Annotated in this window: 10 protein-coding genes and 1 tRNA gene; 4 read left to right on the forward strand and 7 right to left on the reverse strand. The window is 34.6% G+C overall.

Annotation, left to right across the window (positions count from 1 at the left end):
- The first annotated feature begins 155 nt into the window (after positions 1–155).
- The 3 genes from P9Q65_RS04380 (at position 156) to P9Q65_RS04390 (ending at position 2,723) form a co-directional block, all read left to right on the forward strand.
- Positions 156–228: transfer RNA gene (locus P9Q65_RS04380), tRNA-Lys, on the forward strand.
- 368 nt (positions 229–596) lie between these two features.
- Positions 597–1,829 (forward strand): chloride channel protein, encoded by a 1,233-nt coding sequence (locus P9Q65_RS04385; protein ID WP_304508137.1) that lies wholly within the window; start codon positions 597–599, stop codon positions 1,827–1,829.
- A 231-nt stretch (positions 1,830–2,060) separates the two neighbouring features.
- Positions 2,061–2,723: a helix-turn-helix transcriptional regulator gene (locus P9Q65_RS04390; RefSeq protein WP_304508138.1), complete on the forward strand. Its 663-nt coding sequence runs from the start codon at positions 2,061–2,063 to the stop codon at positions 2,721–2,723.
- Positions 2,724–3,224: 501 nt separating this feature from the next.
- Here the strand turns inward: P9Q65_RS04390 and P9Q65_RS04395 are convergent.
- The 7 genes from P9Q65_RS04395 to P9Q65_RS04425 all read right to left on the reverse strand — a co-directional run bounded on the left by P9Q65_RS04395 (position 3,225) and on the right by P9Q65_RS04425 (position 13,853).
- The gene (locus P9Q65_RS04395; RefSeq protein ID WP_304508140.1) at positions 3,225–4,286 is read right to left on the reverse strand and encodes a HAMP domain-containing sensor histidine kinase; all 1,062 of its coding nucleotides are present in this window, start codon (positions 4,284–4,286) and stop codon (positions 3,225–3,227) included.
- Positions 4,283–4,957, reverse strand: a complete 675-nt coding sequence (locus tag P9Q65_RS04400) for a response regulator transcription factor (protein WP_304508141.1) — start codon at positions 4,955–4,957, stop codon at positions 4,283–4,285. Before P9Q65_RS04400 ends, P9Q65_RS04395 begins: the two co-directional genes overlap by 4 nt.
- 73 nt (positions 4,958–5,030) lie before the next feature.
- Positions 5,031–5,543, reverse strand: a complete 513-nt coding sequence (locus P9Q65_RS04405; RefSeq protein WP_304508142.1) for a hypothetical protein — start codon at positions 5,541–5,543, stop codon at positions 5,031–5,033.
- Between the two features lie 223 nt (positions 5,544–5,766).
- Positions 5,767–8,760 (reverse strand): efflux RND transporter permease subunit, encoded by a 2,994-nt coding sequence (locus P9Q65_RS04410; protein ID WP_304508144.1) that lies wholly within the window; start codon positions 8,758–8,760, stop codon positions 5,767–5,769.
- A gap of 27 nt (positions 8,761–8,787) precedes the next feature.
- The gene (locus P9Q65_RS04415) at positions 8,788–10,062 is read right to left on the reverse strand and encodes an efflux RND transporter periplasmic adaptor subunit (protein ID WP_304508146.1); all 1,275 of its coding nucleotides are present in this window, start codon (positions 10,060–10,062) and stop codon (positions 8,788–8,790) included.
- A gap of 59 nt (positions 10,063–10,121) precedes the next feature.
- The gene (locus tag P9Q65_RS04420) at positions 10,122–10,919 is read right to left on the reverse strand and encodes an SDR family NAD(P)-dependent oxidoreductase (protein ID WP_304508147.1); all 798 of its coding nucleotides are present in this window, start codon (positions 10,917–10,919) and stop codon (positions 10,122–10,124) included.
- A 345-nt stretch (positions 10,920–11,264) separates the two neighbouring features.
- Positions 11,265–13,853 (reverse strand): diguanylate cyclase domain-containing protein, encoded by a 2,589-nt coding sequence (locus tag P9Q65_RS04425; protein ID WP_304508149.1) that lies wholly within the window; start codon positions 13,851–13,853, stop codon positions 11,265–11,267.
- 523 nt (positions 13,854–14,376) lie between these two features.
- Here P9Q65_RS04425 and P9Q65_RS04430 point away from each other — a divergent pair.
- Positions 14,377–16,080, forward strand: coding sequence for a methyl-accepting chemotaxis protein (locus P9Q65_RS04430; protein WP_304508150.1), 1,704 nt, complete (start codon positions 14,377–14,379; stop codon positions 16,078–16,080).
- Positions 16,081–17,054 lie beyond the last annotated feature (974 nt).

Here is a 17,054-nt window from a genome sequence, read left to right on the forward strand (position 1 = left end):
TCATAGCAGGATTCTTTTACAAAATAATACATACTTCCTTAAATAATTCTTAATTTCTTTTCATTCTAGCCTAAACTGACAGGAAAAGAAAGATAAACTTTTTAAAAATAATTATTGACAATTTTTACTTTTTCTTATATACTAAAACACGTTGCGGGTCACTAGCTCAGTTGGTAGAGCACTGGACTTTTAATCCAGGTGTCTCGGGTTCGAGCCCCGAGTGACTCATTTTTTATTGCAGAAAATATTTAAATCACAATTTTACACTTTTTTAAGTATTTTCCTCAGTCTATAGAATTATTCTCAAAAAACTGGTGTTACAAAAATCCCTTTGTAATACCAGTTTTTTTAACATTACAATTCAACAATATCCTTTACAAAATATCTGTTTTCTAAAATATTTTGCCGTAAAATGATTTCTAAAAGCAAAACTGCTACCTCAAAGTTTAATTTTTAAGAAAAACATTGCCGTAAGAAGGCTTGATGGTTATAATATTGGAGAGAATACTATGCTCTTTTCTCAAGGTTTACCTTAATCCACATCTTCTGCAATGCGTTGCAGCTTTCGATTCACTTTACTTCAGGAGGAAAACAAATTGATACGAAAAATACTGGGAGAGTACAAAGAAATCCTTTTGTATTCTCTGATCGCTTTATTGGTAGGCATTATTATTGGCGGAATAGATGCCGTCTTTGGAGAGGTACTAATTAAGATTACAGAAATACGCAGTGAACATGTTATAAAGTTGGTCCCCTTTTTACCCATTGCCGGGGTTCTCATTATACTTATATATGGCTATTTCAGTAAAGAAAGCTTAAAAGGAATGACCCTGATATTTGAAACCGGGCATGGCAATAATGCGCATATTCCAAAAATGCTTGTACCCTTAATTATCGTAACCACTTGGATTACACACCTTTTTGGCGGAAGTGCCGGACGAGAAGGCGTTGCTGTGCAGCTGGGGGCCACCGTAGCCCATACAATTGCAAGAAATCTAAAATTTTTAAACAATTCCCGTGTTCTTTTGGTAATCGGTATGGCTGCCGGTTTTGCCGGTCTGTTTCAGACACCTCTTGCCGCGACATTTTTTGCTTTGGAGGTTCTTGTGTCAGGGGTATTTTTATATGAAGTCTTGTTACCCGCTTTGGTAGCCTCTTTTGCCGCAAGCACCACCTCCCACTTGCTGGGATTGGAAAAGTTCTCAGTGAACATTCAAAATACCATATCCCTTTCCCCTGAAAATTTCCTTAAGCTTATCCTCGTGGGGATTATTTTTGGAATCGTGGGGGGCATCTTTGCTTATTTTTTGAGTTTCAGTAAAAAAAAGCTTGCTTCGTTTATTGTAAGCCCCATCAAGCGCATATTCGTTACAGGCTGTATTCTGACTTTCTTGCTTCTTTTATTACATGCGGGGAGATACTGCGGATTAGGTACAAATCTTATTCACATAAGTTTTACAGATGGGATAATTTTTAATTATGATTGGCTTTTAAAGCTTTTTCTAACCATTTTAACTCTAGCCGCCGGTTTTCAGGGAGGCGAAGTTACCCCCCTGTTTTCTATTGGAGCAAGCCTTGGAATTGTTCTTGGAAGCTTATTGGGTCTACCAACTATGCTCATTGCCGCACTGGGTTATGCCGCTGTTTTCGGAAGTGCAACCAATACATTGTTAGCACCGATTTTGATTGGTGCAGAAGTATTCGGTCCTCAAAACACGATTTATTTTGCAATCGTATGTTCCTTAGCATTTATATTTAATGGTAACAAGACAATTTATACAGCGCAGAAAAGATTCAACTTCTTCTCCCATGAAAATATTCAACTTTAAGTTTTCTCAATACTGTAATTCTCACTTTATTTTTACTTTTGAGAACTGCAATCATTAAACTTGCTGTTCATACTTTGATGTCCTTTTCCTATAAGAAACACATATCTTTTTTCATAAAAAGTATGACTGATCAACTTCTTAGCACTCTATTTAGGGTAAACAATGCTTTGTACTTGAAATAGTTCATATTTTTTGGTATATTGTAACTTAGAATATTTTTGGAGGTGTACCATGGAAAGTCCAGTCTTTTCATTATCAGAGCGAGATAGAGCTATTTTATATTCTCATATAAATATGGCAGATGGTGTAGCGGAATTCTTAGGAGATTTTTGCGAAGTGGTGATACATAATTTGGAAAACATGGATCACTCTGTTATGCACATTGTTAATGGGAATCTCTCAGGCAGACAAATTGGCGCCTCTATTTCAGAAGTAACCCTTTCTTTTTTAAACCGAATGTTGGCAGAGCCAAACCTAAAACATCTTTATTATTTTGCAAAGAACAAACGCGGTGAAACCTTTAAATCCTCGATTACGGCCATTATGGGTGAAAAGGGAAATATTATTGGGCTGTTTTGTATCAATATGTACCTTGCGGCACCCATTTCCTCTTTGGTAAATTTTATGTGTCAGGGGGAAAGTGCAAAGCAAGAAAATATTTCTGAAACATTTGTTGAAAACACAGAGGAGCTTATGCTTCATGCCTTGGAAGAAGCAAAGAAAGCAGTTTACAGTAATCTTGCCATTTCCTCTTCCAATAAAAATAAAGAAATTGTATCTATTCTGTATCAAAAAGGAATCTTTAATCTCAAAGATTCTGTTATTACCATTGCTGAACACTTGGGGATTTCCAAAAACACCGTATATATGCATATTCGAAATATGAACAAGTAAAAATCTTATATAATTAAATCATAGTAAACAGCCACGTGTCAAACGCGTGGTTTTCTTTTCCACAGAAAGGCTACAGTCCGTTTCTAAATTGTGACCTTAATCCATATTTTATGTATTTATAATTTCTACGATATCATTATCTACCCTCTCATTTGAGATATTAAGTTTTTTTAACAGAGCATATACCTTATGCCTAAATTAGCATAAGTCGTTGTTTTGCCAACGCTGCCTTTTTGTTAGCGATAGCTATAATATTTGCATTCAATTTTGTTCCTCCTTTCAATTTAGAGTACAAAAAAGGAGCTAGCTCTATATAAACTAACTCCTCCTTATTCTGTATTTTGTTGTGTTTTAAATATTACTTATTGCCTATTCCAAATTCATTAAGAATTTCTGACATCAGCTTCATTGATTTAGAAAACACTACATTAATTGCGTCCAAATTAGACTTCTTTTTGTAACGTCCGTTAAATGCTTCAAGCAGCAGATACCTTTTTACATTTAATTTTTCAGCCTGACAGTGAAAGTGCTCCCGTTTCCTTTTTCACTTCTAACCGAAATCTGACCTCCTACTAGATCTACAACCCGCTTCACAAGTGAAAGGCCTAATCCATTCCCCTCAACCAAATGCGATGTATCTCCCTGATAAAACCGATCAAATATTCGTTTAAATGTGCTATCATCTATTCCACATCCGGTATCTGCAATTGTAACTACTGCTGTCTCATTATCCTGTTTTAACTGTACCTTAACCCTTCCACCAGGCTCTGTATATTTGATTGCATTCGTTAAAAGATTATTCCACACAATTTCTAAGAGACTATCATCAGAATTAATTACGACTTCATCTATATCTATCTCTAGATCTATGTTTTTTTCTTCAAATTTTTCATCCAGAGAAAGAATACAAAGACGTAGTTGTTCAGCCAAAGAAAAAGATTCAATCTGGATAATTTCCTGATTCTCCAGCTTTGTTAATCGCAGAACATTACTCACAAGGTCTGACAGTTTATTTGTTGCCTCAAGAACGGTTTGTATATAATTTTCTTTATCTTCCTTTGAAATTTCCTCTTTGCGCAGCAACGTAGTATAGCTTTGTATAATTGCCAAAGGAGTCTTTATTTCATGGGATATATTTGCAATAAAATCTCCCTTTAGTGTTTCTATGGTCGCCAATTCCTCTACCATTTTATTAAAGTCATCAATAAGCACCTCAAATTCATCTTTCAGTCCATCCTTCCTTTTGGGACGGATCCGTACCGTAAAATCTCCACCTGCAACTTTTCTTGCAGCTTGTCCAACCTCTGCTAATGGTTTCAAATATCCCGTATTCATAATATAGTGGATAGAAAGACTAATAAGCAGACAAACCAAAAATACATAACTGCTTATATCCATTGCAATAACCCAAGGACTCATTTCTCTGCGTATAAATTCAATGTATAGTAAAATAGTACCGGCACAGCATATTAATACAATACCGAGCACAATAAGATACTCTTTTAAAAACGATTTTTTTACTGTAATTCTAGAATCCTTCGGATCTTTGTATTGTACAATCAAGATTTAATCACCGCCTTGTACCCCAACCCACGCACTGTAACAATTTCCACTTCTTGGCAATCCGAAATTTTATCCCTTAACTTCGTAATGGAGACATCAACTGTCCTTGGATTACTCTCGCTTTCAAAACCCCAGAACTCATCCATTAACTGCATTCTGGTAAATGTTCTTTTGGGATAAGATAAAAGCTTAAATAAAATCTGGAACTCTCTGACTGTGAGTGGAACCTCTTCTCCATGAATGTATGCCGTTGTCTCTAACTCATTTAATAACATAGAACCAGCAGTCAATTTTTTTTCGTTAAAAATATTTGCTCTTCGAAGCAATGCTGATATTCTTAATAACAACTCATCCATCTCGATAGGTTTAACCATATAATCATCAATCCCAATATCATATCCTTTTTGCTTTGCAGGCATGTCATCTCTGGCTGTCATAAACATAATTGGGATCTGCTTGTCCTGCTTTCGGATATTGGCAGCAAATTCAAATCCATCCATTTCCGGCATCATAATATCAGAAATCACCATATGTATGGATTCGTTCATTAATTTTTCAAACGCCTCTGAAGTATTTTTGCAACTAATTGCATAATAACCATTTTCGTTTAAAAATGAACATACAACGTAATTTAATCTTTGATCGTCTTCTACTACTAAAATATTAATCATCCTTCATACCTCCACATACTACTTATTTTATCACATTTGAAAATGAAATAAAATTAGCTTTATATGTTAGTCTCTAATGAAGCTGTTCCGCCTTTTTGCATAAATAATATATCACATCATAATGCCTGTTTATTTCCAGTATGATTCTCTTGTTCATTTTACGAATATATTTATGGAATATGAAGTATACAATACCTAATTCTGTACAGCCAAAAATTAAAAAAACAGCACTAAGGAACAAGAAGTTTAAAAAATAAGTAATCAAAGCACCAGCAAAAAATAGAATAATGATTATACTAGTAATCCAAGCCATTCGTTTTGATTTTAAACTTTGCAATTTGAGCAATCTCTCAAGTTCCATAAGTACATCTTCACATTCACGCTGTAACTTACATAATTCAACTCTATTCTTAATTTTTTTACTTCTTTCCAACCTTAGTTTGACAGAAATAAGACCTGAATTTGTACTTATCGTCTTCCATCCCAACGCATGATAACAATCGTTACACAATTGGACTAGCTTATGATTTACGATCACATCAATATATTCATTTTCAATGGTACTGCAATCTCTGTTCTCTCTCATTTTTTCCCCTCTATTCCCATAAATAGCATGAAACAATCCAATAATATAAAACCTTTCATTCTATATAAACTATTTATTTTTCTTAAGTGGATTAATACCAGATGCCAAAGACCTCCATCACATAAAGTATCTACTCCTGTCAAAAGTGAAATACTTGGACTAGCAAACAAATTATTGTTTCAATTCCTTAACCAATCCAAGTATCCTTTTACTTAAATATTTCTTATATTTTTTCACCTTTAATAATCAGATAAAATGGCGGCATTAAAAACATTGCTAATAAAGTTGAAGTGCAGAGACCACCAATAATAACATATCCCATACCTTGCATCATTGCCATCCCACTGTTACCCGAAATAACCATAGGTAGCATAGAAAGCACTGTAGTTAACGTTGTCATAAGGATAGGACGTAGTCTTGTTAATCCCGCCTGCACCAAAGCATCCTCCAAGGGCATTGTTTCCCTCAATTGATTCGTAGAATCCACCAACAAAATACCATTATTAACAACCATACCTATCAGCATCAAAAATCCCATCATTGCCATCATACTTAAAGGGGAACCGCTTAAAAACATAAGCCCAAAAGAGCCTACCAAACTAAACGGAATACAAAGCATAACCATAACCGAAAGACGTACAGATTCGAATTGAACAGCCATAACAAGAAAAACTAAAAATACAGCTGTCATAATTGCTACGCCCATATTCCCCATTTCTTCCTTGAGGCTTTTGTCTACGGCGCTTTCTGCCTGCCACACTCCGTCAGGAAATTGAATATCTCCAACTGCCTTATTTATTGCCGAAGCAATTTCATATTTCCCCTCGCTTGCAGTTGTAGCAGTAACAGTAGTAGTGAACTTCTTATCCTGCCTATTAATGGTATTTAAAATATTTGTATATTCAACATTCGCAACATCACTCAATGCAATATGGCTTCCGTCCCCCGCTGTAATTGTTTTGTCCATAAGATTTGCTGTATAGTCATATTTCCCTTCAGGATATTTTAATTTAACATCATATTCCTCATCATCCTGTTCAATCGTAGTTGCTGTAACACCATTAAGAATATAATAGATCTGTGAAGCAACCGTTGCAGGTAATAGACCTGCATTCATAGCCTTTTGTTGATCAATCATAATTCTTATATTTGTTTCGTTTTGTGAAAAATCATTTTTTATATTAAGAACACCCGGAATCTGAGTCAGGGTATCTTCTACCATAGAAGCACCTTTTTTTAGTATATCTATATCATCTCCGACCAATGTTATGGACACATTATTACCAGTACTCATTAACGATGCCAAACCCGAAGTCACACCTGTTGGTGTAACAGCAATATCCATATTGGTTATATCTTTGAACAACTCCGTATAGTATTCCACTGCTTCTTCACTATCCCGTTTACATTCATCTGAACTATAGGCAGTGATATTGGCTACATTTCCACTGATTTCCAAGTCAACCGATTCAAAGTTCTCATCTTTTAACAATTCTTGTTCAATAGATTGTATACTTTCATCCATCACTTCAAGCTTAGTACCCGATCGAAAGGTAGCTTCAACTTGAATACTTCCATCAAAATTACTTGGAAACATATCAAAATTAAGCTGTGTAGCAAGCCCCAATGAAAAAACAACCAATAGTACCGCTACCATTACTGTACGCTTTGGTCTGTGAAGCAACTTAGTAATAATTTTCTTATAGCCCTTCCCTAACCTTGCAAGAATACGATTTATGAATAGGTCCTTCTTTTCAACAGGTTTGACAAGTGTAAAAAACAAAGGAACTACCGTAACAGCGCTTAAAAGAGATGCCAGCATTGTAAATATTACCGAAAAACATAATGATTGATTCATCTGTCCAGATAATCCTGATGTTATACTAATCGGCGCATAAACAACGATTGTTGTTATTGTTGAAGCAAGGATAGACAACAGCATAACTCTTACACCCTGTATTGCTGCTGTCTTAAAGTCAGATTCCTTTTCTTTCATTCTAAAACAACTTTCAAGCACTACAATAGAGTTGTCAACAATCATACCGATTGCAATAATCATGCCTGTCCCTGTCATCAAATCAAAAGAAACACCCATAAAACTGAGTAGTGTCATTGCCATCATAATTGATAGCGGCATACTGCTGCCAACAATAAGACTTGCACGTACATCACCAAAAAATAAGAATAAAACAAGCATTGTAAAAAGTACGCCTATCAGTAAGGTTTTAAGCACTTCTATGAGTGTATCCACTATATCATCTGCCGTAGAATGAATTACTTTAAATTCAATGCCGTCAGTTTTTAGCTCTTTCAGAGTCTCCTTAACTTTATTACAAACAGAAACCGTACCGCTAGAGCTTTTCTTTGACACATCTATAAGCATGCTCTCGCTTCCATTAAAACGACTTATACTATCAGCTTCGGTCTCAGATAAATTCATAAAATCGGCAATATCACTTAAATGAATTAATTTTCCTGAACCAGTTTCAATTGCTATTCTCTGCAAATCTGTCTGCCAATCAATGTCGGTATGTGCCGAAACACCTATTTCCTGGCTTCCTATATCCATATTACCTATGGGAAGTTCGAAATCTGCACCTGCTATACAGCTTGCAACACTGGTAATGGATAAATTATACTGCTCCATTTTTTCTTCATTTAATACTATTTTAAGATATTTTTCCTGTGCACCTGAAACATCTACCTGTGCAACGCCGTTTAAGCTTTCAAGCTTAGGTACGATTGTATCATTTACATAATCCTGTATGTCATTTCCGCCTGTAGATTCTGCAGCAATGGATATCGTAGCATCAGAGCTCAAACTAAGCTCCATAATCATAGGTGTATTACAGCTATCAGGCAAATCATCTACAATATTATCCAACGCCTGCTTTAATTCCATATAAGCGTCATCTAAGTCCGTACCATACTCGTATGTAAACTGAATTGTTGCATAATTTTCATAGGAACTAGATGTAATACTATTAATGCCTGTAAGTGTTTCTCCAATATCCTCTATGGGCTCAGTTACCAGTTTTTCTATACTGTCTGCGTCAGCACCGGGATAAGTTACATATACTAATTCCATAGGCATTTCAATATCCGGAAAATACTCCATCTGAATATTGAATAACGAAGAAATACCAAACACAATGATAGCTATAATAATTAAAATTGCAGAAACCGGTCGATTTAATACCGTTTTTAAATACTTCATTTTTATTCACCTTCTTTTTCTAATCAATTATTCTTCGCCTTGTGTAGAATCATTGTCAATATTTTCGTCTATGCCTGCTATTTTAATGACTGCCCCATCCTTTAAACTTGCTGACCAACCTGTAATAATCTCTTGTCCTTCATGCAAACCACTTTCAACCACAATAACATCCTTATCGTAAAGGGAAACTGAAATCTCAGTTTTTACCGCCTTACCATCTTCTGCAACAAAAATATAAGCATCACCATTATCAAAATACACTGCATCACAAGGTACTAAAATTGAATCTTTTGCCGCATAAGAGATTGTTTGCAATTCTACATCAATACCATTTGGCAAGTCCATTGCATTTTCAATTGTTGCTTTGACTTTAAATAACCCTGTTGACACATCCACAGCAATACCAATCTCACTTATTGAACCAATATAATTTTTACTTCCGTTTGTTACTGTAACACTCTGTCCATTCTGTAATACCGGCAAAACTGTATCTGTCACATAAAAAGTAACTGTTTTTGTCTGGGAATTTGAAATAATAAACGCATCATTTCCAGCTGCAAATGAATTGTTGGCTGTTACATTTACTGCTTCCACTGTTCCTGAAATTGGTGATGTAACACTATAAAGGCTAAGTTGATATTCAGCAGAATCAATACTGTTTTTTGCTGCCTGAACGCTAGCTTCGGCTGATTCAATTCCAGCTTCGGCTGATTTTATATTGGCTTGTACCGAAATTAAATTGTTATAAGCGTCATCTACCTCCGATTGTGATGCCGCACCTATGTCAAAGAGAGTTTTCATATCGTTATAATTATCCTCTGCTAAACGCAACTGATCCTCCAAGAGTGTATTTGTTTTCGTCTTGCTTGAATCTGGATTGGCAGTAGTGTTTCCCTCACCTGATTGACTATACTTTGCTGTTGCACTGCTATACCCAGCTAATGCACTGCTATAGCTTGACTGTGCATTTGAGACATTAAACCTGGCACTGGTATCATCAAATTTACAAAGCAGTTCTCCAGAGGTAACCGTATCCCCAACAGAAACATAAACATTTTCTACTTTACCCGATACTTGGGGAACTACTACTACTGTTTCTGCATCTGAAATCGTTCCTACATATGTACCACTTAATTCAAGTGTACCTGTTTCAGCAGCCTGTGTATCTACAGTAACCGTTGTATTCATTGTGGCTGTTGCTTCTTTTGCGCATCCTGTCAGTCCAAGCAACGTTATACAAATGCCTATGCATAAAAAAGTCTTAACTCGTTTATTACTAACAATCATCTTTCCATTATTCATTGAAAACTCCTCCATCTGTTACACTAAAATACTACCTAACTTAAATTTCATTGCATAAATTAATGCTCGGAAGCAATCATTATCCTATTTATCATGTTCATAGCAAAAAATGAGTTTATTCTATATAATACATTCATGGCATTACAATCTTTCCCTATATAAGAGCGAAGTCTATTCTTTTCCATCGCTTTTATCACTAACTTCGCAGCCACAACAGGAGAGAGTAGCATATTAGATTTACTACTATCAGCGGATACATTATGCGATACGCTTGAATTTATTTTAATCCCTGTTTCGATACCGCCTGGAATTACAACTGATACCTTGACATTTGATCCTTTAAGCTCAGAAGACAACCCTTCAGACAAAAGTTTTACTGCGGCCTTTGAAGCTCCATAAACACTTTGTCCTGGTACGGGTAAAAATCCACCCATACTTGAAACATTTACAATATGTGCCTCCGGACGTGTCAGTAATTGCGGTAAAAATGCTTTTATCATATAAAGAGTTCCGTAGAAATTAATATCCATTACTTTGTCAATACGATCCAGCTCTAGTTCATTTATAGGAATAAAGGGCTGAATAATCCCTGCATTATTAATAATCCCATCCACTTTTCCATGTTCTTTAATCACTTTTTTCGCAAATGCAAAAACCTCTTCTCTGTTTGATATATCTACGACATAGGTAAATAATCGTTTACTGCTCCCCGATAATTTCGCAGTTTCATTCAGTGCTTCTTCACTGATATCAACCACAAAAACGGTTGCTCCCTTTTCTAGAAGCTGCAAAGTCAGTTCTCTGCCTACTCCATTCCCTCCACCTGTCACTACAATATGTTTTCCTTGTGCCTTCATAAACTTATCTCCTTACCCATAACAATTTTAATCTGCGTCTGTGTTTGCTAAATCTTATTAAATTTAGAATTTATTTGATATTTAAATATTACTTTGAAAATATTCTAATAAGTTAATGTTTTGTTAATATATTGTTAAACATAAGGCACGAGGGATTTTTTTATTTGAAATATAAGGTCATATTTGAAACATAATTTTCTCCTAACGAACAAAACCCGCTCAAAAGAGCGGGTAATTATAAAATATGGAGTACCTTTCTTTATTTGATGGTGCATGTGCTTCTCATGAAACATTCTAAGTCTACCTAGATAACCGCCATCTTGCTTGCAACAAACAATTCTAATTTTAAGGTTGTTTTTTCAAAATATCTACAAATACTTTCGTAATGCTTGGGTCAAATTGCTTTCCTGAGCACCGCATCAACTCATTTATTACTTCTTCTCTTCTCAACGCTCTTCCATAAGCAGTATCTCTTGTCATCATTTCATAGGCACCTGCAATTAAAATAATTCTTGAAACAAGGGGGATTTCGTGGCCCCTTAAACCTCTGGGATAACCCGATCCGTCCCAATGCTCATGATGCGCCAAAACATATTCCGACAAATTTGAATAAGTGTCAACAGATTTTAGAATATGATACCCTGTTTCTGCATGCCTTTTGATTATTTCGAATTCCGAAAGGGTCAATTTGCCTGGTTTATCAAGTAGCATGACATCAATGGCAATTTTCCCGATATCGTGCCAAGTTCCCGCCATCTCAACCTCTTGGAGAAGTTCCTGATCAAGTTTCAACGCCTCACCTATTGCTTTACTTATTTTTCTTACATTTTCCGAGTGAATCTTTTCTTTTTGGTTGGTTTCGTGTAATTTTTTAATAATCATCTGCATTGTTTTCTTTTTCATATTCTGACTTTCCATAAGCTTTTTGCGATACATATGCTCTTCCGCTTTTGCATAGACCTTCATAATATCTTCTTCAAAAGAAGTCTTTGTCGCCCAACCGATGGAAACTGAAATGATCATATTATTATAAGTTAAATTCGCAATTTCAAGATTAATCCACTCCACAATTCTTTCCGCATCTTTTTTATCGGTTTTCGGTAACAACAATATGAATTCGTCTCCACCGATACGGCACACCAAGTCATTTTTTCTACATGATGTTTTAAGCGTGTTTGCCACAATTTGTAATAACCTATCTCCCATTTGATGTCCAAAGGCATCGTTAGTTAATTTTAATCCATTCACATCAATTAAAGCCAAGGATAAGGGCAGATATCGCTCATTTTCCAAAATTTTTAATTCTCTATCAAAAAAATGTCTGTTTTTCAAACCTGTTAATTGATCATGGAAGCTTAGATAGGATATCTCAGCCTGTTTTTCCCTTTTTACAGTACAATCTCGAAAAATAATAACCACCCCAGTGATATTCCCCGAATCATCCAAAATAGGAGCAGCACAATCTTCAATCAAGATTTTTTCTCCGTTTTTCTTGACTAATATGATATTTTCATCCATTTCTTCTTTGTTGTTATTTTCAAAAACTCTTCTGGATAGGCTCAAAGCATTTTCTTTGTTGTTTTCATCGATGATATGAAATACCAATTCAAAAGGCAATCCATAGGCATCCTGACTCTTCCACCCAGTTAATTTTTCTGCGACATCATTCATTATTTGAATTTTCCCGTTTTGATCTGTAGATATTACGCCGTCACCAAGGGAACGAAGGGTTGTCTCAAATCGCAGTCGTTCTTTATTAATGGTTTCTTTTGCATCATATAACTCGCGATTTTTCTCTTCCAACTTTAAAATATAATTTGAGATTTCATCTATCATATAATAAAAACCCTTTGCTAACGTACCAATTTCATCCTGGCGAACCAAAATTTCTTGTGGCAATTGAATCGACCTATCATTGGTGTAATTTTCCATGTTTTCACAAATCGTAATTAAAGGAGCGGAAAATAATTTTCTCAAAACATATAGGCCGATCATTAATAATGCAATAATCAAAAGCAAAATCAGTAAATTTATCACTAAAAATTCATTAATAGGTGTTAATATATTTGATCTTGAAATTTCATTGTATACAATAATGTTTGTATCCTTCACCGGAAAATATGCAAAATACTTTTCCTGCCCCTCTTTCGTATATTGTATTATTCCTTCTTTTCCCGAAAGTACTTTTTTCGCTAACTCTTCATCGAACACTTGCTGTATGTAGCCATTCCCTATTTCCGTTGAGTCTTTAGAAACTGGGCTATATAGAATAAGACCGGTATCATATAACAAGCCAACATTTGCATCTATTTCAGAATTAAAACGATCCATAATCTTGTTCATATCTTCAATCAAAATATCCAAGCCAAATGCCCCGTAAACCACATTGTGATCCATTAAAGGCGCAGCAATCGTAATTGCTGTTTTATTTGTAATCAAATCCACATAAGGGGCTGTTATGGTTATTTTATTTTGTTTGATGGTATTAACATACCATTCTCTCTTCGTCAAATCATAACTTGGTTCCATATCGAAATCATATAAATTTGTAATTAAATCATCAGCATTTCCCAGTGCGATATATGCTTGTGCAATGTTTTCATCCAAACTTCGTATATTCGCAAGCTGAGCACTGACTTTAACATAAGCAGGATTTTTTCTTTTTAAGTCACGATTATCAATTTCTTTAGCAATATTTATAAACTCCTGATTCTGTTTCGCTTGCTCAACAATAATTGTATATTTTTGCAAAAAGCCTTCAATTTGGGCAGAAAGATTTTCCGATTCACTCCTTAGTTGTTCCTTTCCTTGTTCTTCCAAATAAGTCTTAATTTGAACATTCAGGAAATTATAATAGAGAAGAAAAATAAATAGTACAAATAAAAAAATTGTAAATCCTATTTTTTTTACAACACTATTTTTTAAATGAAACATAGTTTCCCCCTTCCTAAATGCAACATAAAAGCTTTCTAAACAAAAGTTATAGAAAATTTACATTTGCAAAATTCCTTAAATCGTGAAATAGGTTATATTATGATTATATCAAAAATATGTTGAAAAGGAAGAATTTTTAAAAATATAGAATTTTTTTACATTAATATGTCAAGATGTTAACTTTTCTCGCAGACTAACTTAAGAAACTAACTTTCCAACATGATGAAATGAAAATCGAAGCCAAGAAAAATTAAGTTGAATACAAAATTGTATATAAAAAAACATTATTTTGCTATTCCGAATTTTTAAAAAATGTATGAATAAATGGTTACAAATTACCTCTTCCAAAAAATAATTTTTATATACATTTTGGTATTATTGGTTTATAATGATATTTATGGCAAGTTTCTTGCGCATTACCATCATTAAACATTTTTGTTTTAATGATACCAGCAAACAGTTATTTCAAACAATTTAAGCAAGGTAACTGAATAAGCACTTGCAATAACAGGAGGTCGCATTAATGAAAAGCATCAAAAGCAAACTGATTTTTACAATCCTTATTTTAGTGATTTTTTCCTCATCCATTACCGGGTTCATCGGACTATACGAAAGCTTTAAAGACACTGGAAAAATCATGAATACTCTCATTGAAGATAGACTAACAAGTTCTAACAATATGCTTAATACATATCTTGAGGAACAATTTGGCTCCCTCCGATTAAATTCCACAGGAGATTTAATTGATAGCGAAAATCATCTCATTGATGGAAACTTTGCTTATATTGATCAATTTTCAAAAGATATGGGGGTTGTTGCAACTGTATTTGCAAAAAAGGGCAACAGCTTTACAAGAATAATAACCACAATTACAGATGAAACTAACCAGAGAGTAATTGGTACAAACTTAGATGAAAACGGGCAAGCTTATCAAGAACTCTCAAATGGTAATACGTTTACAGGGGAAGCAGATATTCTGGGTGAAAAATATATGACCAATTACTGCCCCATCTATGATGCAAATAATCAAATAATAGGTGCTTACTTTGTTGGCATACCTATTGAGACTGTACATAGCATTCTAAATGATGGCTTACTCTCTACAATCAGAATCGTCGTATTATTAACTGCAATTCTTTTACTGGTTGTAGCTGTAATTACTTATTTTATTAGTGGGGGAATAGCCAAACCAATTAAGAAGGTTACCACCGCTGCGGAGCAAATTGCAGATGGCCATTTTAATGTTGAACTTTCACTGCATTCAAACGATGAAATCGGACACCTGGCAACGGCTTTTCGCCTAACCATTGAACAATTGCAAAATTATCAAGGTTATATTGATGAGACTGCAGAAGCTCTGCGTGAAATTTCTCAAGGAAACTTAAAAGTAGAGCTACATAGAGAATATTCTGGTCAGTTTAAAAAATTAAAAGACACCTTACATATTTTGCTTTCAGATTTGAGCGGAACCTTATCGCAAATCAATCAATCTGCGGAGCAGGTACATTGTGGGGCAGAGCAAGTTGCAAATGGCTCTCAATCCCTTTCACAAGGTGCCACAGAACAGGCCAGCTCCATCGAAGAATTATCTGCGTCCATTGCAGACGTTGCCGAACAAATACAGCAAAATGCAGATCATACAACCACAGCACGTGAAAAAGCCGAATGTGCAGGACAAGAAATGAATATAAGTAATGGAAAAATGGAAGAAATGACAAAAGCCATGGATGAAATTTCTTTGAGATCTTCCGAAATTTCGAAGATTATCAAAATAATTAATGATATTGCATTCCAAACAAATATCCTTGCCTTAAATGCTGCTGTGGAGGCCGCTCGTGCCGGAGAAGCAGGAAAAGGATTTGCTGTCGTTGCAGATGAAGTAAGAAATCTTGCTGGAAAATCGGCAGAAGCAGCAAAAAACACAACGGTTTTAATTGAGCAGACCATCAATGCAGTAAACAATGGCACGCAAATCGCAGAAAAAACTGCAGTTTCTTTGGACGTAAGTGCAACAGCAACAAAAGAAGCTATTTCTTTAATTGAACAAATTGCCCAAGCTTCTCAGGCTCAAGCGACCGCAATTATTCAAATAAACCAGGGCATTGAACAGATCTCATCCGTAATCCAAACAAATGCCGCCACCGCAGAGGAAAGTGCTGCTGCAAGCGAAGAATTATCCGGTCAATCCAATATGCTTAAAGATCTTATTACCAAATTTAATTTATAAAATTTTGACCAAACTGTTAATCTCGAAACAAGTTATGTCGATTAACTTTATTGAAGGCGAAGTTTATCAGAATAAGAAACTATTTGGAATATTATTTTCTTGCAATGTCTTTTCGTAAAACAATTTGAAAAGCTGTAAATACCTATTTGTATTTGCAGCTTTTCATATTCTTGATTAATACGAAGAAAAGATATATAAAGAAATCCTATTTCCGAAGGAGGATTGACTTTATGGTAAATCAAACAAAGAAATTATTCCCCCTGTATTCTCTGCTTTTCTTCTTTGTTTTTTATTTTATCAGTTTTTTATTGCAGAATGACTTATGGGGAAATATCTTTTCTCCTATTGTTGCTTTTCTGTCTTCTATCCTGATCTTTATTTCAATAAAAGATCTAAAAAACTACAAAAGTAATGCAATTCTATTATTTTTAAGTTGCTTAATTTGGGGAACGGCAGATTTATTGTGGTTAATTTTTGATGAATTCTTGTTCATAAATCCTGAAAAAATTCCTTTTATTAATGTCCTCTATGTACTACCAAATATTTTTTTTGCCATACTTTTAACTTTATATATTTATAAGAACCATGAAAATTGGAATACATATCAACTATTTATCGATATTTTCGCTTTCTGCGCCTTAGGCGCTGTTTTGCTTTGGTCTTTTATTTTTTCCGAAACAAATCATACTTTTGTTTTGGATTTCGACTATATTCTTACCATGTTCTATATATTTCTGGACTTCTATGTCATGGTTGAAATTGGTTTAATCTTTTTTTCTAAAAATTTTCACATTGGAAAAAACTTTTTGCTGATATTTTGGGGAATATTTATGTATGCCATAACTGATTTTTACTATGCATATCTAACTCTAAACAATGCTTATAAGGCAAATTCTTTCGTTGACATAATTTATATGCTGTGTAATGTGCTTTTTTCATTGGGTATTCTATATGAAGTTTCTCACCCCTCCGCT

Source organism: Anaerotignum sp. (assembly GCF_030625865.1).
Classification (GTDB): domain Bacteria; phylum Bacillota; class Clostridia; order Lachnospirales; family Anaerotignaceae; genus Chakrabartyella.